This is a genomic window from Roseateles sp. (assembly GCF_039929605.1).
In the GTDB taxonomy this organism is placed as follows: Bacteria; Pseudomonadota; Gammaproteobacteria; order Burkholderiales; family Burkholderiaceae_C; genus Pelomonas.
Window position 1 is genome coordinate 1 of the sequence record NZ_JBDSQX010000120.1, and the last position, 20,455, is coordinate 20,455.

At 68.5% G+C, this 20,455-nt stretch carries 19 protein-coding genes; 11 read left to right on the forward strand and 8 right to left on the reverse strand.

All coding sequences use genetic code 11. The features are described from left to right. On the forward strand, nucleotides 1-2,153 hold a 2,153-nt coding region (gene parC / locus ABIS05_RS16580; RefSeq protein ID WP_348013907.1), incomplete at its 5' end, for a DNA topoisomerase IV subunit A. Nucleotides 2,154-2,367: 214 nt separating this feature from the next. Continuing rightward, nucleotides 2,368-2,847 carry a PEP-CTERM sorting domain-containing protein gene (locus ABIS05_RS16585; protein ID WP_348013908.1) on the forward strand — a complete coding sequence of 160 codons (480 nt, stop codon included), beginning with the start codon at nucleotides 2,368-2,370 and terminating at the stop codon, nucleotides 2,845-2,847. A gap of 93 nt (nucleotides 2,848-2,940) precedes the next feature. Here the strand turns inward: ABIS05_RS16585 and ABIS05_RS16590 are convergent, their stop codons facing one another. From ABIS05_RS16590 to ABIS05_RS16600, 3 genes are read right to left on the reverse strand one after another with little or no spacing between them, the layout of a single operon-like run. Beyond that, a complete protein-coding gene (locus ABIS05_RS16590; RefSeq protein WP_348013909.1) occupies nucleotides 2,941-3,435 on the reverse strand; it encodes an outer membrane protein assembly factor BamE in 495 nt (164 codons plus the stop codon). A gap of 10 nt (nucleotides 3,436-3,445) precedes the next feature. Beyond that, on the reverse strand, nucleotides 3,446-4,486 hold the full coding sequence (locus tag ABIS05_RS16595) for a quinone-dependent dihydroorotate dehydrogenase (RefSeq protein ID WP_348013910.1): 1,041 nt from the start codon (nucleotides 4,484-4,486) through the stop codon (nucleotides 3,446-3,448). 14 nt (nucleotides 4,487-4,500) lie between these two features. Continuing rightward, entirely contained in the window at nucleotides 4,501-5,442 is a 942-nt protein-coding gene (locus tag ABIS05_RS16600; protein ID WP_348013911.1) for a LysR family transcriptional regulator, read from the reverse strand. Nucleotides 5,443-5,544: 102 nt separating this feature from the next. Between ABIS05_RS16600 and ABIS05_RS16605 the strand changes: the two genes are divergently transcribed. Further along, the gene (locus ABIS05_RS16605; protein ID WP_348013912.1) at nucleotides 5,545-6,480 is read left to right on the forward strand and encodes a DMT family transporter; all 936 of its coding nucleotides are present in this window, start codon (nucleotides 5,545-5,547) and stop codon (nucleotides 6,478-6,480) included. A 25-nt stretch (nucleotides 6,481-6,505) separates the two neighbouring features. Here ABIS05_RS16605 and ABIS05_RS16610 read toward each other — a convergent pair whose 3' ends face one another. Next, nucleotides 6,506-7,891: a hypothetical protein gene (locus ABIS05_RS16610; RefSeq protein WP_348013913.1), complete on the reverse strand. Its 1,386-nt coding sequence runs from the start codon at nucleotides 7,889-7,891 to the stop codon at nucleotides 6,506-6,508. Nucleotides 7,892-8,023: 132 nt separating this feature from the next. On the opposite strand from ABIS05_RS16610, the gene ABIS05_RS16615 reads away from it, so the two are divergent. From ABIS05_RS16615 to ABIS05_RS16650, 8 genes are all read left to right on the forward strand, one after another. Next, on the forward strand, nucleotides 8,024-9,145 hold the full coding sequence (locus ABIS05_RS16615) for a 3-deoxy-7-phosphoheptulonate synthase (RefSeq protein WP_348013914.1): 1,122 nt from the start codon (nucleotides 8,024-8,026) through the stop codon (nucleotides 9,143-9,145). Between the two features lie 114 nt (nucleotides 9,146-9,259). Beyond that, nucleotides 9,260-9,688 (forward strand): DUF2141 domain-containing protein, encoded by a 429-nt coding sequence (locus ABIS05_RS16620; RefSeq protein WP_348013915.1) that lies wholly within the window; start codon nucleotides 9,260-9,262, stop codon nucleotides 9,686-9,688. 11 nt (nucleotides 9,689-9,699) lie between these two features. Then, entirely contained in the window at nucleotides 9,700-11,175 is a 1,476-nt protein-coding gene (locus ABIS05_RS16625; RefSeq protein WP_348013916.1) for a carotenoid oxygenase family protein, read from the forward strand. Nucleotides 11,176-11,360: 185 nt separating this feature from the next. Then, nucleotides 11,361-12,029, forward strand: coding sequence for a PEP-CTERM sorting domain-containing protein (locus ABIS05_RS16630; RefSeq protein ID WP_348013917.1), 669 nt, complete (start codon nucleotides 11,361-11,363; stop codon nucleotides 12,027-12,029). An 18-nt stretch (nucleotides 12,030-12,047) separates the two neighbouring features. Further along, on the forward strand, nucleotides 12,048-12,671 hold the full coding sequence (locus ABIS05_RS16635) for a PEP-CTERM sorting domain-containing protein (protein ID WP_348013918.1): 624 nt from the start codon (nucleotides 12,048-12,050) through the stop codon (nucleotides 12,669-12,671). 5 nt (nucleotides 12,672-12,676) lie between these two features. Beyond that, complete coding sequence (locus tag ABIS05_RS16640; RefSeq protein WP_348013919.1) at nucleotides 12,677-14,428, forward strand: glycoside hydrolase family 16 protein; 1,752 nt, start codon at nucleotides 12,677-12,679, stop codon at nucleotides 14,426-14,428. Between the two features lie 49 nt (nucleotides 14,429-14,477). Beyond that, entirely contained in the window at nucleotides 14,478-15,137 is a 660-nt protein-coding gene (gene rpiA, locus ABIS05_RS16645) for a ribose-5-phosphate isomerase RpiA (RefSeq protein ID WP_348013920.1), read from the forward strand. 11 nt (nucleotides 15,138-15,148) lie between these two features. Beyond that, nucleotides 15,149-15,739, forward strand: a complete 591-nt coding sequence (locus ABIS05_RS16650) for a hypothetical protein (protein WP_348013921.1) — start codon at nucleotides 15,149-15,151, stop codon at nucleotides 15,737-15,739. Between the two features lie 15 nt (nucleotides 15,740-15,754). Here the strand turns inward: ABIS05_RS16650 and ABIS05_RS16655 are convergent, their stop codons facing one another. The 4 genes from ABIS05_RS16655 to ABIS05_RS16670 all read right to left on the reverse strand — a co-directional run bounded on the left by ABIS05_RS16655 (nucleotide 15,755) and on the right by ABIS05_RS16670 (nucleotide 20,426). Continuing rightward, a complete protein-coding gene (locus ABIS05_RS16655; RefSeq protein WP_407074902.1) occupies nucleotides 15,755-17,080 on the reverse strand; it encodes a methyl-accepting chemotaxis protein in 1,326 nt (441 codons plus the stop codon). Between the two features lie 126 nt (nucleotides 17,081-17,206). Continuing rightward, on the reverse strand, nucleotides 17,207-18,991 hold the full coding sequence (gene mnmC / locus ABIS05_RS16660; protein ID WP_348013922.1) for an FAD-dependent 5-carboxymethylaminomethyl-2-thiouridine(34) oxidoreductase MnmC: 1,785 nt from the start codon (nucleotides 18,989-18,991) through the stop codon (nucleotides 17,207-17,209). Beyond that, on the reverse strand, nucleotides 18,988-20,274 hold the full coding sequence (locus ABIS05_RS16665) for a DUF4010 domain-containing protein (RefSeq protein ID WP_348013923.1): 1,287 nt from the start codon (nucleotides 20,272-20,274) through the stop codon (nucleotides 18,988-18,990). The genes mnmC and ABIS05_RS16665 overlap by 4 nt, the downstream gene beginning before the upstream one ends. Then, the gene (locus ABIS05_RS16670) at nucleotides 20,274-20,426 is read right to left on the reverse strand and encodes an MBL fold metallo-hydrolase RNA specificity domain-containing protein (protein WP_348013924.1); all 153 of its coding nucleotides are present in this window, start codon (nucleotides 20,424-20,426) and stop codon (nucleotides 20,274-20,276) included. The genes ABIS05_RS16665 and ABIS05_RS16670 overlap by 1 nt, the downstream gene beginning before the upstream one ends. Nucleotides 20,427-20,455: the final 29 nt, after the last annotated feature.

Consider the following 20,455-nt stretch of genomic DNA (forward strand, 5'->3'; position numbering starts at 1 on the left):
ACCGCCGCATTTTGTATGCGATGTTTGACCAGAGCATGACGCCCGACCGTCGCCGCGAAAAGTGCGCGTCGGCGGTTGGCGAAGTATTGAAAAAGTATCACCCGCACGGCGACCAGTCGGTCTACGACGCGCTGGTGCGAATGGCGCAGGACTTCTCGCTGCGCTACCCGCTGATCGACGGCCACGGCAACTTCGGCAGCCGCGACGGCGACGGTGCCGCGGCGATGCGCTACACGGAAGCGCGCCTGGCACCCATCGCCCGCCTGGTGATGGACGAGATCGACGAAGGCACGGTGGACTTCCGCGCCAACTACGACGGCACGACCCAGGAGCCCATCGAGCTGCCGGCGCGACTGCCGTTTGTGCTGCTGAATGGCGCGAGCGGCATCGCTGTCGGTCTGGCGACGGAGATCCCGAGCCACAACCTGCGTGAAGTCGCTGCGGCGGCCGTTGCGTTGCTGAAGGACGACAAGCTGTCCGACGACGCACTGTTCGACCTGATCCCCGGCCCCGACTTCCCGGGCGGTGGCCAGCTCATCAGCGCGTCCGAGGACATCCGTGCCGCCTACCTGTCGGGCCGCGGCAGCCTGAAGGTGCGCGCCCGCTGGAAGATCGAGGACCTGGCCCGCGGCCAGTGGCAGCTCGTCGTCACTGAGTTGCCCCACGGCACCAGCGCGCAGAAGGTGCTGGAAGAGATCGAGGAGCTGTCCAACCCCAAGGTCAAGGCGGGCAAGAAGACGCTGAGCGCCGAGCAGATGCAGCTCAAGGCCGGCCTGCTGGCCGTGCTGGACGGCGTGCGCGACGAGTCCAGCAAGGACGCGGCCGTGCGCATCGTTTTCGAGCCCAAGAGCCGCACCGTCGAACAGCAGGACTTGATCAACACGCTGCTGGCCCACACCAGCCTGGAGACCAGTGCGTCCGTCAACATGACGATGATCGGCGCCGACGGCCGGCCGACGCAGAAGAGCCTGCGCGAGGTGCTGGTCGAGTGGGTGGGCTTCCGCCAGACGACGGTGCGCCGCCGCACCGAGCACCGGCTCGCCCACGTCAACGACCGCATCCATGTGCTGGAGGGTCGGCAGCTGGTGCTGCTGAACATTGACGAGGTTATCCGCCTCATTCGCGAGTCGGACGAGCCCAAGGCCGCGCTGATCGCCCACTTCAAGCTCAGCGATCGTCAGGCCGAAGACATCCTCGAAATTCGCCTGCGCCAACTCGCGCGGCTGGAGGCGATCAAGATCGAGCAGGAGCTGGCTAAGCTGCGCGACGAGCGCGCCAAGCTGGAAGACATCCTCGGCTCCGCCACCGCCCTGCGCCGCACGGTCATCAAGGAGATCGAGGCCGACGCCAAGCAGTTCGGTGACGACCGCCGCACGCTGATCCAGGCCGAGAAGCGCGTCACCGCCGAGGTCAAGGTCGTCGACGAGCCCGTCACCGTCATCGTCAGCCAGAAGGGCTGGGTGAGAGCGCTCAAGGGCCACGAGATCGACGTCGCTGCGCAGACCTTCAAGGCTGGCGATGCGCTGTGGGGGCATTTCCGCTGCCGCAGCGTCGATCCGCTGATCGTCATCGGCAGCAACGGCCGGGTCTACTCGGTTCCCGTCGCCGTCTTGCCCGGCGGTCGCGGCGATGGCCAGCCCATCACAACACTGATCGAGCTGGAAAGCGGCACGCAGATCGCCCACTATGTTGCCGCTGCCTCGGCCCAGCGGCTCGTCATGGCCGGCAGCACCGGTTACGGCCTGATCGCCCAAGTCGGCGATCTCGTTGGCCGCCAGAAGGCAGGCAAAACCTTCCTTGCGCTGGATGAGGGTGAAACGCCGCTGCTGGCTGTGGTGCCGAACGATGCCGTTGCTTTGCAGCTCGGTGTGCTGAGCGCCCAAGGGCGGCTGTTGACCTTCCCGCTCGACGAACTCAAGCATCAGCCGAAGGGCGGTAAAGGCCTGACGCTGATGGATCTTGAGCCCAAGGACATCATCGTGTCGGTGGCGTGCTTCACGCAGCAATTGCGTGTCGAAGGCAGCGGCCGTGGCGGCAAGCCGCGCGAGGAAGTGCTGAAAAATCAATCACTTGCCGCTCATGCCGGTAAACGGGCCCGCAAAGGCAAAGCTGTCGAGGGACTTCTGAAGGTTCTTCGATTGAGTGTTGCGTGAAGCTGACCCCAGATTTGAATTTCCTTGCACCAATTTGGTGAAAATCCGTGTCAGCCAAGTGCGAATTTCCCCTGAGGGTTACTACTATTTACAAGCACCTACCTATTCAGGGGGGAGCCCCCTAGCACTTGGGGCGTGGAGTACTTCTCAAACTTAGGTTGCAGTGCACAATAACTCCGTCGCCCATCTTTTTGTTGGTCTAAGGAGTTAATCCATGAAATTCAAGTCCCTCGCGGTTGTCGCCGCCTTCGCCGCTTTGAGCGCTACCGGTGCTCAAGCCGCCTCGTTCACCACCTTCGATGGCGGAGCCCACGGTGACTACAAGGTCGCGTTTTCGGATGTGTCCGGTTTGGTCGCCAGCGATTACTTTTTTACGCTGTCCCAAGCGTCTGATCTGACGGCAACCTTTTCGTCTTCTAAAGTTAAAGGCAGCGTCGGCCTTTACAGCGCGGCAGACGATTCCTTCATCGGTGGCTGGGGTTTTGGTGCTCCCGCTTCGTCGCTTTCCAACCTGATGTTCAGTGTGGGCACCGGCAGCTATTACTACGAAGTCCTGTCTAACGGCACCGGAAGCTTTACTTTGACTTCCGCTGCCATGGCTGCAGCAGTGCCGGAACCCGAAACGTACGCGATGCTGGCCGCTGGCCTGGGCATCGTTGGCTTCGTCGCTTCGCGTCGTCGTCGCAACGACTGATCCTGACGGATCTGCGGGGTCTTCGGATCTCGCTAAAGAGTGTCTCAGATTCGCCCCGGTGCCCAAAAGCACCGGGGCGTTTTTTCGTGCGGCTCAGTCGTCCAAGCCTGGAAAGCGGCTTGGGAAGACCATGCTCTGCGTCGTGCGCACGACGATGCCGTCCTTGAAGTGGACGTTGAAGCGCAGGCCGTAGCCGATCTGGTCGGGCTCGACGGTCCAGTCCCATACGTCTTCGCCGCTGAGGCGGAAGAAAACCCGGCTGCGTTCGACGCCCAGAATGCGGCTGACCTGCTCCGGCGTCATGCCCGGCTCGATGCGGGAGCGGCTGGCAGCTGAAAGGCCGTCTTCGATGCTCGCCAAGCGGCCGTCGGCCGCGAGGCGGACCATGTAGCAGTGCTGACCCATGGGTTGGGTCGAATATTCCAGCGTGCGACCGCCGTCGGCCTCCGGCCAGACGCGCCGGGCCTGGCCATAGAGTGCGACGACCTCGGCTTCCCGGCTCACGCCCGGTTGCAGCCGTGCATCGCGGGTCGGCGTTGCGCAGCCGGCGAGCAGTGCAGCACTCAGAGCAAGAACGGCGAGGCGCATGGCGTTGGTTTCAGCGTTGAGCGAGGGCTCTCGCGCAGTCGCTGACGAGGGCCGGACCTTTGTAGATAAGGCCGGTGTAGACCTGCACAAGATCGGCGCCCGCTTCGATCTTGGCGCGTGCATCGGCGCCGCTTAGCACGCCGCCCACGCCGATGACGGGATAGCCGGCCGGCAGTGCGGCACGCAGCAGGCGGATGACACGGTTGCTGGCCTCGAAGACAGGCGCGCCGGACAGGCCGCCCATTTCGCCAGCGTGCTGCATGCCTTGCACCTTGTCGCGCGCAATCGTCGTGTTGGTCGCGATGACGCCGTCGATGTCGTTGGCCGTCAGCGTCTGGGCGATGACGGCGACCTGCGCTTCTTCCAGGTCGGGCGCGATCTTGACGAACATCGGCACCTTGCGGCCGGTCTGGCTTTGCAACTGCAGCTTGCGCTCCTGCAGGCGTGACAGCAGCGCGTCCAGCGCCTCGTCGCTCTGTAGCGCACGCAGGTTCTTGGTGTTGGGGCTGGAGATGTTGACGGTGATGTAGTCGGCGTGCGGGAACACGCGCTCCAGCCCGAGCAGGTAGTCGTCGGCCGCGTTCTCGATGGGCGTCGCCGCGTTCTTGCCGATGTTCAGACCGAGGATGCCGCCGGCCTTGCGGAAGCTGTGCGCGCGCTGCACGTTAGCGATGAAGCTTTGCAGGCCCTCATTGTTGAAGCCCAATCGGTTGATCAGCGCGTTGGCCTCGGGCAGGCGGAACATGCGGGGCTTGTCGTTGCCGGGCTGGCCTTTGGGCGTCACGGTGCCCACCTCGATGAAACCGAAGCCCATGGCGCCCAGGCCGTCGATGCAGCGGCCGTTCTTGTCCAGGCCGGCGGCCAGGCCGATGCGGTTGGGGAAGCGCAGGCCGGCGATGGTCACCGGGTCGCTGACGCGCTCGCCGCACCACAACAGTTGCGCGGGCGTGTTTTGCAACTTGGCGATGCTGCCCAGCGTCAGTTCGTGGGCGTGTTCGGCGTCGAGGCCGAAGAGGAAGGGGCGGGTGAGGGCGTAGGGAATCAACGGCATAGCCCACGATTTTGTCAGTCTCTGTCCCAGGGCGGCACGTCGCCCATCTTCTCCAGCATGAAGTCGATCAGCGCGCGCACCTTGGGCGCCGGGTGACGGTTGGACAAATAAACGGCGTACAGCGTGTCTGCGTCCGCCAGCCCGCCGACGGGCTGCCAGCCGGGCAGCACGGCTTGCAGGCGCCCGGCGCGCAGGTCGGCGCCGATGGCATAGGTCGGCAGCACGGCCAAGCCCATGCCGGCCAGCGCCGCGACGCGCAGGGACTCGCTGCTGTTGGCCGTCAACCCGCTCTCGAAGCGCAGCGCGCCGCGCGTCTCCACTTCGGCCTCGCCCAGTTCGGCGTGCAGGAATCGCCAGCGGTCGGGCGACTGCAGATAGCCGAAGCGCAGGCAGCGGTGGCCGGCGATGTCTGCCACCGTCAGCGGCTCGCCTTGGGCCTGGAGATAGGCCGGCGCCGCACACAGCACGAAACGGATGGCCGCCAGCCGCCGCGCCACCAAGCCGTCCGAGGGCTTGTGCGTCAGCCGCAGCACCACGTCAAAGCCTTCCTCCGCCAGGTCGACATAGCGGTCGTTCAGACCCAGCACGACGTCGATCTGTGGATGGCGGGCGCAGAACTCGGTCATCAGCGCGGTGAACTGCAGGTTGCCGAAGGCGGTGGACGTGGACAGCCGCAGCACGCCGCGCGGCTCGTCACGGCGGCCGGCCAGTTCAGTCTCCAACGCCAGGGCGTCGTCCAGCAGCCGCAGCGCGCGGTCGTAGACGGTGTGGCCCTCGGCGGTCGGGCTGACGCTGCGCGTCGTGCGATGCAGCAGCCGTGTGCCGAGCTGGTCTTCCAGCCGCACGACCTGTTTGCTGACGGCCGACTTGGTGGTGCCCAGCAGCCGCGCGGCGCCGGAGAAGCCGCGCGCATCGACGACGCGGGCAAAGGCTTGCAGGTCTTCAAGGCGGCCCATGATGACTGTGCTCCGTTTGGAAACTCTGAATCGACTTCGTGCTGGATTGTGTCCTCATTCGTTGATTTCTAGAGTCGAGCCCGTCTTTTCAACGGAGTCGCCATGTCCACCACCTTGTCGCCCTGCATGACCCGGTCCTTCCGGCCCAGCCTGTCGGCTCAACTGCTGTCCGCCGTCGCGGCGTCCAGCCTGCCGCTGCTCTTCATTCTGCTGTGGAGCAGCGGCTACGTGGCCGGCAAGATCGCCTTGCCGCACACCGGGCCGTTGACGCTGCTGACGCTGCGCTTCGGCCTCGCCGCCGTCGTGTTGCTCGCAGTCGCCGTGGCCACCGGCGCGCCCTGGCCGCAGCGCGCGCGGGGCTGGGTGCATCTGGCCGTCGTCGGCTTGCTGATGCAGATGCTGCACTTCTCATGCATCTACTTCGCGCTGCGCGCCGGGCTGAGCGCCGGTGTGGCCGGCCTGCTGATCGGGCTGATGCCGCTGGCAACGGCGCTGGGCGCGCACTTGTGGCTGGCCGAGCAGTTGAACGGCCGACAGATGCTGGGCTTGCTCGGCGGCCTGGCCGGCGTCGCGCTGGTCATTGCCGACAAGCCCTTGGGCGGCGCCTGGACGGCCTATGCCGTCGCAGGCCTGGGCCTACTCGGCCTGGTCGCCGGCACGCTGTACCAGAAGCGCTTCTGCGCCCACATGGACCTGCGCAGCGGCGCCGGCATCCAGATGGCGGTGTCGGCGCTGGCTGTGGCCGCCGTGGCAGGGCCGACCGAAGGCTTCGCCATCGACTGGGCGCCCGAGCTGATCGGCTCCTGGCTGTGGCTGGGCCTGGTCAACTCCATCGGCGCCTTCAGCCTGATGTTCATCATGATCCGCCGCGGCCAGGCGGGGCAGGTGGCGCGGCTGTTCTTCCTGATTCCGGGCGTGTCGGCGTTGATGGGCTTCGTGCTGTTGGGCGAGCGGCTTGCGCCCTTGGCGATGGCAGGCTTCGCGCTGTCGGCGCTGGCCGTGTGCGCCGCGGCCTTCATCCGGCCGAGCGTTGAGTGAGCGGTCCATCGCGGGCCGCCAAGCCTCAGGGGACCGTGCGGAATACGGTCCGCTGCGAGGTGCCCTGGCCACCGCTGACCACCAACCGACCGCTGACCGCCGCCATGCCCGGCGCGCTGTTGTTCAGGTTCTGACCCGGCGCGCGTTCGGCTTTCCAGGCCCGCAGATCCGCGCTCGACACCGTGCTGCCGTGCATGCCGTCGTTGCCAGCCCCGGCGGCCATGAAGTCGGTGTGGAAGAGCGGTGCAACCAGGAACAGTCGGCCGCCCATGACCGCGCATTGAACGCTGCCTTTGGGAAAGCCGGCCGGATAGCCACCGTGGACCGTCCAGTTGACGCCGTCCGGGGAGGTCGCCACGGCATCCCCCGCCAGCAGCAGCGAACCCTGCCAGTTCAGGCCGCAGGTCGGATTTCCGAGGGCCGCAGGCAGCGTGTCGACGACCTTAGACCAGGTGGCACCATCGTCGTTCGAGCGCCAGAGGTCGCGCAGGATGCCGCCGGCGTTGCTCCCCCCGGCGACGAACAGGCTGGCGCCCACCTTGACCATCACGTGGTTCTCCCGGCCGGCATACGCAGCCGTGGCGGTGCGGAGCTTCCAGTTGGCACAGTCGAACTTCCAGACGCCGCTGGCGTACTGGCCGTTGGGCGTCGCCGGTCCGGATGTCGGCAGGCCCTGGCCGCCGCTCAAGTAGACGGCGGTGTCGTCGCTGGCAAGGGCGAAACTGCGCGCCAGCGGCGCCGGCGCGGCGGGAGTCGTGACCTTTGTCCACGTGCTGCCGATGTCCGCAGAGGTCCAGGTTTCCATGACGTGCGTGTAGAAGCCCGCAGTGACGACGATGGGTTTGCCCGATTGGTAGCTCAGTGCGAAGTTGTCTAGAAAACCGGGTGTGGTCTGCGCAACCTCCCAGCTTTGGTAGCTTTGCGCGGCGGGGTCGATGACACGGATTGTGTAGGGCAGCTGCCAGGGCGAGCCATCCACCGGACGGGCGCAGGTCAAGGGGGTGTCGTAGCACAGGCGAACTTCGAAGCTGCCGGTGTGGACCCCCGGCGCCAGCGCCGGGTCGGTGTTCATTGACGCCGAATACCTCAATGACGACTGCGCGGTGACTGTGGTGCCCTTGGCCGTAATCACGCCTTTGCTGTCGATGATGGCGACGTTGATCGGATCGCTGATGGTCTTGGCGGACGTGGCCGTCACGCTGAACCACGTCGACATGTTGGAAAACACGTCCATGTCCACCGTTGCGGGCGAGAAGCTGAGCCATGCGCCGGCCGGATTGTTCGTGGAACCCGAGTTAGTGCTGCCGCCGCCATTCTGTGTGGTACCGCCACTGCCGCCTCCACCCCCGCAGGACGCCAGGGCCGCAGCCAGCGCAGTCGCCGACGCCAGTCGGCCGAGCTTGTTCATCATCTGTTCTCTCCCTTTGTTCTAAAGAATCGGCGCGAGATCTTAGGGTCGCGTCGGAGGGCGACTCCCCGCCGTCGAAGCCCCTTCTGCGTTGAAGCGGTGACAATCGTTAGTTGTTTCCGGGAACCCTGCATCATGAAACCCCTCGACAACCCCCGCCACGACCGTGAAGCCGGCTCTCGCGACGAAACCTGCGACACGACGCGCACCGACGACACCCGCATCGGCGCCGTCCGCGCGCTGATCAGCCCGGCGCTGCTGCTGGAAGAGCTGCCCATCCCTGACGCGACGCTGGAGCTCGTCGAGAAGGCGCGCCAGGAGATCAGCGACGTGCTGCATGGCCGCGATGACCGGCTGCTCGTCATCGTCGGCCCCTGCTCCATCCACGACCACGACCAGGCGATGGCCTACGCGCACCTGCTGAAAGCCGCGCGTGAGGAACTGAGCGCGGACCTGCTCGTCGTCATGCGCGTCTACTTCGAGAAGCCGCGCACCACGGTCGGATGGAAGGGCTATATCAACGACCCACGCCTGGACGGCAGCTTCCACATGAACGAAGGCCTGCGCCTGGCCCGCCAGCTGCTGCTGGATGTGAATGCGCTGGGCCTGCCGGCGGGCACCGAGTTCCTGGACCTGCTGTCGCCGCAGTACATCTCCGACCTCATCGCCTGGGGCGCCATCGGCGCGCGCACGACCGAGAGCCAGAGCCACCGCCAGCTGGCGTCGGGCCTCTCCTGCCCTGTCGGCTTCAAGAACGGCACGGACGGCGGCATCAAGGTCGCCAGTGACGCCGTACTCGCCGCCAGCTCGCCGCATGCCTTCATGGGCATGACCAAGATGGGCACGGCCGCCATCTTCGAGACACGCGGCAACGAGGACTGCCACGTCATCCTGCGCGGCGGCAAGGCGCCGAACTACGACGCGGCTTCGGTCAGCGCAGCCTGCGCCGCGCTGAAGACCTCGGGCCTGCGCGAGCAGGTCATGGTCGACTTCTCGCACGCCAACTCCAGCAAGAAGTACGAGCGCCAGATCGAAGTGGGCCAGGACGTGGCGGGCCAGATCGGCGGTGGCGACACGCGCATCACCGGCGTCATGATCGAAAGCCATCTGCAGCCGGGCCGGCAAGACCTGGCCGAAGGCCAGACCAGGGCCGACCTGAAACCCGGCGTGTCCATCACCGACGCCTGCCTGGGCTGGGCCCAGACCGAGCCCTTGCTGCGCGAACTGGCCGCCGCCGTGCGCAAGCGCCGCGGCTGACGGCGCCGGGCCGCCGTTCACGCCGGCCAGACGCCACCTGTCGCAGCGCGCTCGCGCCGTGGCGGGCCGGTTTCCAGAATTCAGCCATTCCCACTGCTGAACCTGGAGACCGCGATGAAGAAGGCTCTGCTCACTGCCGCCCTGTCCGCCCTGCTGCCGCTGAGCAGCCAGGCAGCCGACATCACCCTTGAAGTCGAGGGCCTGGATGCCAGCCGCACGGCCGGCGCCGCGCTGTTGGTGGGCATCTACACCGAAGCCGGCCAATGGCTGAACAACGCGGCCTCCGGCCAGCGGTTCGCGCTCGATGCAGCGGTCGGCGGCAAGGTGACGGTCGTGCTGAAGAACCTGCCCGAAGGTCGGCTGGCCCTGAGCCTCTACCAGGACGCCAACGGCAACGGCAAGCTGGACATGAACCCCATGGGCATCCCGACCGAGCCCTACGGTTTCTCCAACAACGCGGCGGGCAGCTTCGGTCCGCCCCAGTTCGAGCAAGCCGCGGTGACGCCAACGGCCGGCGCACCGCTCAAGGTCCGGCTGAACTGAGGACGGCCGGCATGAGGACCTCCCGCCGCTCCCTGCTGACGGCGCTGCTGGCCGGCGGCCTCAGCCCTGAACTGATGGCGCTCGGCCTGCCGGGCTTTGCCGCCGACGCGCCGGAACTGGCACCACTGCGGGGCTTGAGCGGCGAGGCGCTGGACGCCGCAGACGTCGCCATCGAAGGCCGCCTCCCCGCCGGCTTAAGCGGCCGCTACTTCCGCAACGGCCCCGGCCTGATGCAGCGCGCCGGCAAGCGCTATCGGCACTGGTTCGACGGCGATGGCCTGTTGCAGGCGTGGACCCTGCAGGACGGCCGCGCCAGCCACCGCGCCCGCTTCGTGCAGACCGAGAAGTTCCGTGCCGAGCAGGAAGCCGGCCGCTTCCTGTTGCCCGCCTTTGGTACCGCCATCAAAGCCGAGCGCCCGGTGCGCGGGCCGGACAGCGTCAACGTCGCCAACACCAGCGTGCTGCTGCAAGGCAACTCGCTCTACGCCTTGTGGGAAGGCGGCAGCGCCTACGAACTGGACCCGGCCACGCTGGCCACGCGTGGCGTCAAGGCCTGGTCTGACGAGCTGCGCGGCATGCCGTTCTCCGCCCACCCCAAGGTGGAGCCCGACGGCACGGTGTGGAACTTCGGCAGCGCCAACGGGCGGCTGGCGGTCTACCAGATCGGCGCTGACGGCCAGGTGCGCCGCCACGCCGTGCTGGACGTGCAGGCGCCGGCCATGCTGCATGACTTCGCTGTGTCGCAGCGCCACCTCGTCTTCCTGCTCGCACCCATCACGATGGACTGGGCGGCTGTGCGGGCCGGCCAGTCCACGCTGGAGGCGATGCGCTGGGGCGCGAGCCAGCCCACGCGCGTGCTCGTCATCGACAAGGGCGACTTCAGCAAGCACCGCGTCTTCGAGATGCCGGCTGCCCATGTCTTCCACTTCGGCAACGCCTGGGACGACGGCCGCCTGCTGCGGGTGGACTATGTGCAGGGCGTGCCGCTGCCCGAGTTCAACGCAGCGGCCGAGCAGATGATGCGCGGCGAACGCCCGACGCGCGCCGACGCCACGCCGCGCGTGCTGGAGATCGACCTGCAGACCGGGCGCCTCAGCGTCACCGCGCGCAGCGAGGCGGTCGAGTTCCCGGTCGTCGACCCGCGCGTCGTCGCCCACCGGCACCGCTTTGTCTGGTATCCCACCAGCGTCGACACCGGCGGGCGCTGGGGCTTCAACGGCCTGATGCGACTGGACATCGAGAGCGGCGCCCGCGAGCGCTTCAGCTTCGGCAACGACGTGGTCGTGGAGGAGCATGTGATGGTCCCGAAGCCCGGCAACACGAAGGAAGGCGAGGGCTGGCTGGTCGGCATGGGCTATGACGTCAAGCGCCGACGCAGTTTCCTGAGCGTGTTTGACGCGCTGCATTTAGCTGGCGGGCCGCTCACCCGTGCCTGGCTGCCTTACGCCGTGCCCTACGGCTTTCACGGCAAGTTCTACCCGACCTGAGCTGCCGGCCCCCCTGCTTCCCCTAGGGGCAGGGCACGCCACATTGACAGCCTTCAGCAAGGCAACTACTGTCGCGCCGTTTGCTGAAAGCGCTTTCAGAAAGCGCTTTCACTTTCGGCGGTCGGCAGCAGTACGTCGTCGCCTCGCACGGGATGAATCCCGTATCCAAGAACCAAGGAGACGACATGCTCAATTTCAAGAAATCCGCAGCGGCCGCCGCAGTCCTGCTCGCCGGCGCCGCCAATGCTGCCACCGTCAACGGCTTTGCCAACGGCGGCTTCGAGACCCCGGGCACCCCCGGCATGGTCGCCGCCGGCTGGCTGACAGCCGCCACCGCCAGCCCCGCGACATTGTCCAGCGATGCCCACTCCGGCAGCTTCGCGCTGCTGCTGAGCTCCAAGCCTTTCGATGCGTCCATCGCGCTGCAGGACTCGGTCGGCCACGGCAACATGCCCGCGCTGGGTGCTGCCAATGTGGGCGACACGCCGATGTTGAGCTTCTGGGCCAAGGGCGACGCCAGCACCACCGGCAACGCCTTCGCCACGGTGCGCTACATGGGCGCCAACGGCATCATCTCGAATGCCCTCCAAGGCAACTTCCAGCAGCTGATCAACATCAGCATCTGGACGCAGATCAGCTTCCAGGCCGCCGCCATTCCCGTCGGCACGACGGCGCTCTTCATCGAGATCGGCACGGCACTCGGCCCCTTGCTGGACAACCGCCCCAGCGCCATCGTCATCGACGACCTGCAGTTCTCGCTCAACGTCGCCGCCGTGCCCGAGCCCGAGACCTACGCGCTGCTGATCGCCGGCTTGGGCGTCGTTGCCGCCATCGCCCGCCGCCGCCGCGCCTGAGCCCAACCGAGACCCACCATGCAGATCCACACCCTCTCCAAGATCGCCGCCTCGCTGCTGCTGTGCGGCCTCGCCGAGCACGCCGGCGCGCAGACCGTCGTGTTCGATTCCTACGCGCCTGGCAACGAGGTTCTCGGCTGGACGACGCCGCTGTTCCAGGGCCAGGACGTCGCGATTCCCTTCGACATCACCACCGCCACGTCCATCCAGTCCATCCTGACCTCCATCGAGCGGTTTGAGGGCACGGCCGGCGTCACGCTCGGCATCCTGTCGCGGCAGGGCGCCGTGCCCACCGGCGCGAGCTGGCTCTACAGCACCCACCTCGCCAACCCGGTCGCCAACACGCTGCTGACGCCCGCCGGCTGGTCGCTTGCTGCCGGCAGCTACTGGCTGGCCGCCGTGCCCGACGCCGGCTTTGACGGCCAATGGCAGAGTGGCATCGACTCTCCCGCCGTGGCCACAGCCTGGGCCTACTCGCCCGACGGCGTCTGGACGGCGATGAACTCCGCCTTCATCGGCCAGCCCGCCGCCCGCATCACGGTGCTGAGCGCCGTGCCCGAGCCCTCCACTTACGGCCTGATGTTCGCCGGCGGCCTGCTGCTCGCCGCCGTCGCCCGCCGCAAGTCCAGCCAACAAGGATGAACGCCATGACCCGTCAACACATCGTGGCCGGCCTGCTGCTGGCCGCCAGCGCTGCCGCGTCGGCCAGCGTCACCAGCCCCGTCATCGGCAAGCTGCTCTGGTCCGAAGAGTTCAACGGCGCCAGCCTGGACACCACACTCTGGACCGCCACCACCGGCAACGGCTGCCAGATCGGCCTGTGCGGCTACGGCAACCAGGAGCTGCAGTACTACAGCCCCAACAACCTCAGCATCGCCAACGTGCCCTTCGAGCCCGGCACGCGCGCGCTGGCCATCACGGCGAAGCGCGAGGTCGTCGGCAGCAACCAGTTCACCTCCGGCAAGCTCGACACGTCCGGCAAGGTGCAAGTGAAGTACGGCATGGTCGAGGTGCGCATGGCCAGCCCCAAGGTCGGCGTGGGCCTGTGGCCGGCGGCGTGGATGCTGGGCACCAGCCCGCAGGCCTGGCCGCGCAAGGGCGAGATCGACATCATGGAGCAGGGCGGCCGCCAACCCGCCGGGCTGCCGGCAATCTCCCCGGAGCAGTTCGTCGGGTCCAACGTCATCACCTTCGCCGACGCCGCCTGCGTGCCCGGCAACGAGAGCTGCGCCGCGTCCACCGCCTGGCAGACCAAGAACTGGGTCACGCCGTCGCGCTCGCTGGCCAACCGCTTCGTCACCTACCGGCTCTACTGGACGGACACGCAGATCCGCTTCAGTCTGGTCGACAACGGCCGCGAGCTGGACATGTACAAGGCGCCCATCTCCACGGTCGGCTCGCCCGCGCTGCAGGAGCCGTTCTACCTGCTGCTGAACCTGGCCGTCGGTGGCAACTTCACCCCTGCCGCCACGCCCGCGCAGATCACCGCGCCGCTGCCCGGCACGGCCTATGTGGACTACGTGCGCGTCTACGAGCTGGACGGCAAGGGCGAGGTGAAACTGGGCATCGGTATCACGCCTGAGGTCGGCAAGTTCGGTGTCTTCACCGACAACACGTCGGTCAACAACAAGCAGGTGCCGGGGGTGTCGTCCGATATCTACGTCTGGAACCAGGGCTCCATGACGAGCGGCAACACCGCGCCCTACGAGGGCTCGGGTGTGCTGGCCTTCAAGTACTTCGCGCCGGGGCAATGGTTCGGCGGCAGCATCCAGTCGCGCCAGGTGCACGACATGAGCGGCTTCCGCAACGGCAACATCAAGCTGAAGATCAAGGCGCCCGCCAACGTCGCCTTCAAGATCGGCATCTACGACACCTACACCAACCAGAGCTCGGTCACCTTCCCGGCCAACACGACGGCCTACGGTGTGGTGCGCAACGGTGAATGGGGCACGGCCACCATCCCGGTGGCCGAGATCGCCGGGCCGCTGATCGCGCTTCAGTCCATGCTGGACCTGTTCCAGTTCTTCAGCGTTGACGGTGCCTTGCCGAACTCCCAGTTCCAGCTTGCTTTCGACGACATCGTCTGGGACTCCGGCGTCGCTGGCGTTCCGCAGGTGACCGTCGCCAAGGCCGCAGCGGCGCCTGCCAGCGGTGATGCGGCTCAGGCCAGCGCCACCACGCTGGACTTCAGCGCCACGGCGTCGGGCTGGGTGGATGTGCACTACACGGTCAACAGCGGCGACGCCCGCAGCGTGCGCCTGCGCCAGGACGGCACGACCAGCCGCTACACGGCAGGCGGGCTGAAGAAGGGCGACGTCGTCGAGTACCGCTTCACGGCCTGGGATACCCAGCGCCAGGTGGCGACCGACTCGGCGACGAAGCGCGTCGTTCTGAAGTAGCCGGACGGGACGGGTGGCGCGAGCCACCTGTCCCGGCAAAATCGCGGCCATGAACCAAGACCAGCTCAAACAACTCGTCGGTCGCGCAGCGCTCGACTACGTCACACCCGGCGAGATCGTCGGTGTCGGCACCGGCTCCACGGTGGACTGCTTCATCGACGCACTGGCCACCAGCGGTATCGCCGTCGCCGGGGCCGTCTCCAGCTCGGAGCGCTCCACCCAGCGCCTGCAAACGCACGGCATCAAGGTGCTTGACGCCGCCGAGGTGACGGGCCTGACCGTCTACATCGACGGTGCCGACGAGATCGACGCCAACGGCTTCATGATCAAGGGCGGCGGCGCCGCGCTGACGCGCGAGAAGATCGTTGCCGACCTGGCCGAGCGCTTCGTCTGCATCGCCGATGCCTCCAAGCTCGTGCCCGTGCTGGGCAAGTTCCCGCTGCCGGTCGAGATCATCCCGATGGCTGCGGCGCAACTGACGCGCCGCTTCGCCAAGCTGGGCGGTGAGGCCAGGCTGCGTGCCGGCGTCGTCACCGACAACGGCGGTCACCTCCTCGACGTGACAGGTCTTGCCATCACCGACCCGCTGGCCTTCGAGGCCGAAGTCAGCCAGTGGCCCGGTGTTGTCACGGTCGGCGTGTTCGCTCGCCACAAGGCCCAGGTCTGCCTGCTCGGCGGTGCAGATGGCGTGAAGACGCTGACGTTCTGAGCCCGCACGGCATGTCGCGCCGCCCCTTCGGCTTCGATGCCGCGTCGCATGAGCGGCACCATTGGTGGCGCAGCGTGCTGCTGAAGCTGTCGCTGGGCGGCGTGTTCGTCGCACTGAGCTGGTGGATGCTTGGCGGCAAGGTTGGCCTGCTGGTGGGCCTGCTCATTGCGTTGCGTGCGCTCGGGCAGGCGCTGGCGCCGGACCTGATGGCGTTGATCGCCACGCTCTGGCGCAATCTGCGGATGCTGGCTTTCCGGCCGGTGCAAGGCCGCTTCTACCAATTCAAGGGCCACCGCATCCGCGTCGAGGACGACGAGCTCCTGCACCAACGCTGGCTGGCGCTGGATGACCTCGCCACCGCGCTGGGCGCGCCCATGCCGGGCGTGTCGCTGCGCCGTCGCTGGCCCGAGGCCTTGTGCGAGCAGCGCGGTGTGGTCTATGTGCTCGACGACGTCGCGCTCGCCTGGCTGGGCGAGCAGCGCAACGACCGCGCAGGCCAGTTGCGGCTGTGGGTGGAGCGCGAGGTCTGGTACCCCGCTCGTGGCCGCAAGGCGAGCTACAAATCAAAAGGGGCGCCAGATGGCGCCCCTGCTGAAGATTGAACTGGCGCTGCTGGCTTAGAACGTTTCCCAATCGCCGTCCGGCGCCGGTGCGGCCGCCGGAGCAGTGCGGGGCGAAGGCGCGGCAGGCGTCGAGGCTTTGACGGCAGGGCGCGGAGCGGCCTTGGCCGCCGGCCTTGGCGCACTGGACGCGCTGCCGACAGGCTTGGAGAAGTTGCTCGGCTTGCCGACCATCGGCTTGTGCGCGGGCGCCCGGGCCGGTGCGGGGGAACGCGGGGCCGCGTTGCTGAGCTTGAACACGCTGATGACCTCGGCCATGCGCGTCGACTGCTCGCGCAGGCTCTCGGCGGCGGCGGCGGATTCCTCCACCAGCGCGGCGTTCTGCTGTGTCATCTGGTCAAGCTGAACGACCGAGCCGTTAACCACACCGATGCCTTCGCTCTGCTCGCGGGCGGCGGCGCTGATCTCGCCAATGATGTCGGTCACGCGCTGCACGCTGGCGACGATCTCGGTCATCGTCGCGCCTGCCGCCTGCACCTGCTGCGTGCCGGAATCGACGCGCTCGACGCTGGCGCTGATCAGGCTCTTGATCTCCTTGGCGGCTTCGGCGCTGCGCTGGGCCAGCAGCCGAACTTCGCCGGCCACGACGGCGAAGCCGCGCCCTTGCTCACCGGCTCGCGCGGCTTCCACCGCAGCGTTCAGGGCCAGGATGTTGGTCTGGAAGGCGATGCCGTCGATGGTGCCGATGATCTCGTTGATCTTGCGCGAGCTGTGGCTGATCTGATCCATGGTCGCAACGACCTGGGACACCGCTTCGCCGCCGCGCTGGGCCACCGCAGCGGCCGAGCTGGCGAGCTGGTTGGCCGTCATGGCGGCGTCGGCCGTTTGCTTGACGGTGCCGGTCAGCTCGGCCATCGACGAGGCAGCGTTCTGCAGGTTGCTGGCGGTCTGCTCGGTGCGTTGGCTCAGGTCCAGGTTGCCGGTGGCGATCTCGGCGCTGGCGGTGCCGATGCTGTCGGCCGCGCCGCGCACTTCGCCGATGAGCTTCTGCAGTGAACGCTGCGTGCCTTCCAGCGCCGTCAACAGGCGGCCGACGTCGTCGGAGCCACCGGCAGGGATGGGATGGGTGAGGTCGAAGCGGGCCAGCGCCTCGGCCGCTTCGGTGGCCGCATGCAGGGCCGAGCCCTTGCCGCTGCTGGTCGTCAGCATCGCGAACAGGCTGACCAACCAGGTGATGACCAGACTGGCGATCAGCCATGTCTTCGCTGACCCGGCGTTGTCGCCCAGGCCGGAGAGCGCCACGCCGATGCCCACGGTCACCACACCGAGCACTAAGCCCAGCGACACCTTGAGTCGTTGTGAACCGCTGCCTGAACCGAACATGCCGTCGTCTCCATCAATATTGAGAAAGCCGGTCGTTCCCGGCAACAGCGCAGTGTGCTACCAGCCCCTGCGGGCGGTAAGCGCGATGTAGGGGGCAAAGCGGCAATAGTTGGATGAACGCCGGGCTCACCGACCGGGCTTGCGCTGCCGCCGCAAAGCGAAGCGCAGCGGGTCGACGGCGTCCAGCAGTTCGGCCTCCAACGGCCTTGGCGAGCCCAGGGCCAGAGCGGCCACCAGGCGCCCGCCCAGCGCCGCCCAGCCGATGCCGCGCGAACCAAAGGCGGTGCTGACGATCAGGCCCGCGCGGCGCGGCTGCAGGCGCAGTTGTGCGGCCAGCGGCCCCGCCGCCGCGAGGGCGCCAATGAGAGGCAGGCGGTCCGCCGCGACGAGGCGCCAGGCCACGCGGCCGGCCAGGGGCGACGGCGGCGGCGGGCTCACGCCGGCGAGGCGGGCATACCGCGCCAGGTTGTCGGCCTGGTCGGCCTCGCGCAGCGCGGCGTCGGTGTCGCCGTCCTGCGCCGTCGCGCCGCACCAGGCGCCGCCGTGGCCATCGGCAATGGCATAGCCGTCGCCGGCCACCGGCAGGGCAGGCTGCCAGGGCGCGTCGGCCAGATGCGAGAGCTGGCCGCGCTGCACCGTGAGGTCGTCGGCCAGGTCGCCCAGTAGCGGCAGCTGCGCATGGCCGTCGGCCAGCACGACGAGAGGCGCTTCGGCGATGACCTGGCCGCCGGCATCGAGCAACTGCCAGCCACCGGCCGCCTCGCGCAGTGCGGCGACGGGCGTGTGCAGCCACAGATCGGCGCCGCTCGCGGCCAGCATGGCTCGCGTGTAGGCGGCCGGGTCGAGCGCGCCGCCACCGGGGTAGAACCAGGCGGGGTAGCCCAGCGCCGTGCCGGCGAGCGCCGACGCTTCGTCGGCCGACAAGGCCTGCACATAGCCCGGCGCGCCCTGCATCTGTGCCAGCGCCAGGCGCGTCTCCAGCCGCAGCAGGCCGCGTTGATGCGGCAGGCCCAGCTCGGCCAGCAGGCTCTGCGTGGCCAGCGCCGCCGCGCGGTTGAAGCGGGCGTGGGGGCCGTCGTCGGGGTTGACCGTGCCGTGAAACAGGCCGGCCGGGTTGCCCGAGCTGGCCTGGGCCGGGCCGGGCAGGCGGTCGACCACGGTGCACGCCACGCCCGCCCGCGACAAGGCCAGCGCACAGGCCGCGCCCGCCAGCCCCGCGCCGAGGATGACGGCACGTTTCGCGCCGGGCGCCACCGGTTCACGGCCAGCCGGACGCTGCAGCGTGTGGCGCGGCAGGAAGCGCGCCATGCTCATGTCGGCCCTGCGCTCGACCTCGAAACCTGCCGCGCGCAGTCCGTCGCCCAGCTCGGGGTCGACGCTCTCGCTGGCGACCGTGGCGCCCGGCGCAGCGAGCCGGGCGAGGCTCTTGGACAGATACCTGTCCCAGCGCTGTCGGCCGTCGAGACAGATCGCATCGGCCGCCAGCACCAGCTCGCGCAGCAGCGCGCGGGTGTCGCCCAGGCCCAGCAGCAGCTCGACGCGGCCGCCCTCGAAGCTCAGCGTGTGCAGGCCGGTCGTCAGCGGCGGCCAGCGCTCGGCGAGCTGCGCTGCCAGGTCGGCCACCTCACTGCCGGCGTGGGTCGCTGCCAGATCGTCGCGGTGCGGCGGCTGCGCTTCCAGGCTGACGAACATCAGCCGCTCGCAACGTGCCGGGTCTTGCCGCCAGGCCTGCCAGGTCGCGAGGAAGTTGTGGCCCAGGCCGAAGCGGGTCTCCAGCACGACGAAGCCGTCGCGCCCCTGCCAGCGGCCCGGCAGGCCGTTGCCTGCCACGAAGACATGCTGCGCCCGGGCCGACGCCGCAGGGTCGAAGCAGCCGACCTCGACGGGCGCAAGGCTGATGCGCGCCGTCATGCGCCCGTTCCGTGCAGCAGCGCCACCAGGCCGGCGCCCAGCAGCAGCGGCAGCGCCAGCGCCGGGATGATGAAGCGCGCAAAGCCCCAGCCACCGGCCGCGACGGCCGTGATGGCGCGCGTGCCGCTGTTGCAGGCGAAGGCCAGCAGCAGGCCCAGCACGGCCTGGCCGGTGCCGATGCTGCCGGCGGCCTGCAGGCCGGCCAGCGAGGCGATGGGTGCATGCACGTCGGCCAGCGCCGTGAGGGCGACGGCGCCGTAGAGCCCGCTGCTGCCGAAGTGTTCGCGCGCCCAGCTCACCGCCACGGCCACGGCGCTGAGCATCAGCGACAGCAGCAGCGCCTCGCGCAGCCGCAGCGGCCCGCGTCTTTGGCTGGAGGCTGCGCTGCCGGCCTGCTCGACGCGCCGGGAGCGCCGCGCCAGCACCCAGCCCATGCCGCCGCACAAGGCCATGCCCAGCAGGCAGACCGGCAGCGCCGCCAGGGCGGCCTCAGGGGCCATGGCGAACAGCATGGCCTGGGCCAGCAGCCAGGTCGCGCAGGTGGACAGCACGGCGCCCGCCGCGCAGGCCAGCGCCAGGCCGGGCTCGCTGCGCGCGCGGGCGCCCATGGCCGCGATGGTGGCCGTGCTGGACACCAGGCCCGACAGCAGCCCCGACAACGCCAGCCCCGCCTGCGGCCCGGCCAGCCGCAGCGCGACATGGCCTGCCGCCTGCAGCACCAGCATCAGCAGCATCAACCCGAGCAGCGAATGCGCCTTCATGCCGGCCAGCCAGGGCAGGGGCTGCTGGGGCATCAGCGGCAGCACCACCAGCGCCAGCGCGCCCAGCAGCAGGCCGTCGTGCAGCTCTTCCTCGCGCAGCACCTGGGTGGCAAAGCGGTGCAGCCGGGTGCGCGCGGCCAGCAGCGCGGTCAGCACGACGGCGGCGGGCGAGCCCAGCAGCGGCGCCGTCACGCACAGCGCGCCGATCAGGTAGGTGACGAGCAGCGCGATCTCGGTTGTCAGCCCGGGATCGCGGTCAAGGCTGCGCAGATGTGCGCTGGCCGCCAGCGCCGTGATGGCCAGTGCGCCCACCGCCAGCAGGCCGGGGGCCTGCAAGGCCTGGCACAGCGCGCCGGTCAGGGCGGCCAGCGTGAAGGTGCGCAGGCCGGCCGGCTCGCGATGCGGCCCGCGGCGCTTGCTGCGCTCGCGTTCCAGCCCGATCAGCAGGCCGCTGCCGAGGGCTGCGGCCAGGCCGATGATCAGTTCGGCAGAGACGCCGAAGGCCTGGCTCAACCCGTCCATCAGCAATCGAAGGTCTCGCCGTGCTGCGGCACGCGCACGCTCAGGCCCAGTTCGTCCTGGATGCGGCAGCGCAGCGCGTCGGCCGCTGCCGGTTCGCCGTGGACGGGCGAGCCGGTGACGCTGTCGGCAGCGCCGAGGAAGGTGATTTTCATGAGGGCGCTCCGAGGGTCTGCACGGCAGT

What these genes read in the sequence shown, in the direction of transcription:
- ABIS05_RS16650 (WP_348013921.1), top strand. Translation starts at nt 15,149, where the DNA reads ATGTCGCGCCGCCCCTTCGGCTTCGATGCCGCGTCGCATGAGCGGCAC.
- ABIS05_RS16595 (WP_348013910.1), bottom strand. Translation starts at nt 4,486, where the DNA reads ATGCCGTTGATTCCCTACGCCCTCACCCGCCCCTTCCTCTTCGGCCTC.
- ABIS05_RS16655 (WP_407074902.1), bottom strand. Translation starts at nt 17,080, where the DNA reads ATGTTCGGTTCAGGCAGCGGTTCACAACGACTCAAGGTGTCGCTGGGC.
- ABIS05_RS16615 (WP_348013914.1), top strand. Translation starts at nt 8,024, where the DNA reads ATGAAACCCCTCGACAACCCCCGCCACGACCGTGAAGCCGGCTCTCGC.
- ABIS05_RS16640 (WP_348013919.1), top strand. Translation starts at nt 12,677, where the DNA reads ATGACCCGTCAACACATCGTGGCCGGCCTGCTGCTGGCCGCCAGCGCT.
- ABIS05_RS16585 (WP_348013908.1), top strand. Translation starts at nt 2,368, where the DNA reads ATGAAATTCAAGTCCCTCGCGGTTGTCGCCGCCTTCGCCGCTTTGAGC.
- rpiA (WP_348013920.1), top strand. Translation starts at nt 14,478, where the DNA reads ATGAACCAAGACCAGCTCAAACAACTCGTCGGTCGCGCAGCGCTCGAC.
- ABIS05_RS16600 (WP_348013911.1), bottom strand. Translation starts at nt 5,442, where the DNA reads ATGGGCCGCCTTGAAGACCTGCAAGCCTTTGCCCGCGTCGTCGATGCG.
- ABIS05_RS16625 (WP_348013916.1), top strand. Translation starts at nt 9,700, where the DNA reads ATGAGGACCTCCCGCCGCTCCCTGCTGACGGCGCTGCTGGCCGGCGGC.
- ABIS05_RS16590 (WP_348013909.1), bottom strand. Translation starts at nt 3,435, where the DNA reads ATGCGCCTCGCCGTTCTTGCTCTGAGTGCTGCACTGCTCGCCGGCTGC.
- mnmC (WP_348013922.1), bottom strand. Translation starts at nt 18,991, where the DNA reads ATGACGGCGCGCATCAGCCTTGCGCCCGTCGAGGTCGGCTGCTTCGAC.
- ABIS05_RS16635 (WP_348013918.1), top strand. Translation starts at nt 12,048, where the DNA reads ATGCAGATCCACACCCTCTCCAAGATCGCCGCCTCGCTGCTGCTGTGC.
- ABIS05_RS16670 (WP_348013924.1), bottom strand. Translation starts at nt 20,426, where the DNA reads ATGAAAATCACCTTCCTCGGCGCTGCCGACAGCGTCACCGGCTCGCCC.
- ABIS05_RS16630 (WP_348013917.1), top strand. Translation starts at nt 11,361, where the DNA reads ATGCTCAATTTCAAGAAATCCGCAGCGGCCGCCGCAGTCCTGCTCGCC.
- ABIS05_RS16620 (WP_348013915.1), top strand. Translation starts at nt 9,260, where the DNA reads ATGAAGAAGGCTCTGCTCACTGCCGCCCTGTCCGCCCTGCTGCCGCTG.
- ABIS05_RS16605 (WP_348013912.1), top strand. Translation starts at nt 5,545, where the DNA reads ATGTCCACCACCTTGTCGCCCTGCATGACCCGGTCCTTCCGGCCCAGC.
- ABIS05_RS16610 (WP_348013913.1), bottom strand. Translation starts at nt 7,891, where the DNA reads ATGATGAACAAGCTCGGCCGACTGGCGTCGGCGACTGCGCTGGCTGCG.
- ABIS05_RS16665 (WP_348013923.1), bottom strand. Translation starts at nt 20,274, where the DNA reads ATGGACGGGTTGAGCCAGGCCTTCGGCGTCTCTGCCGAACTGATCATC.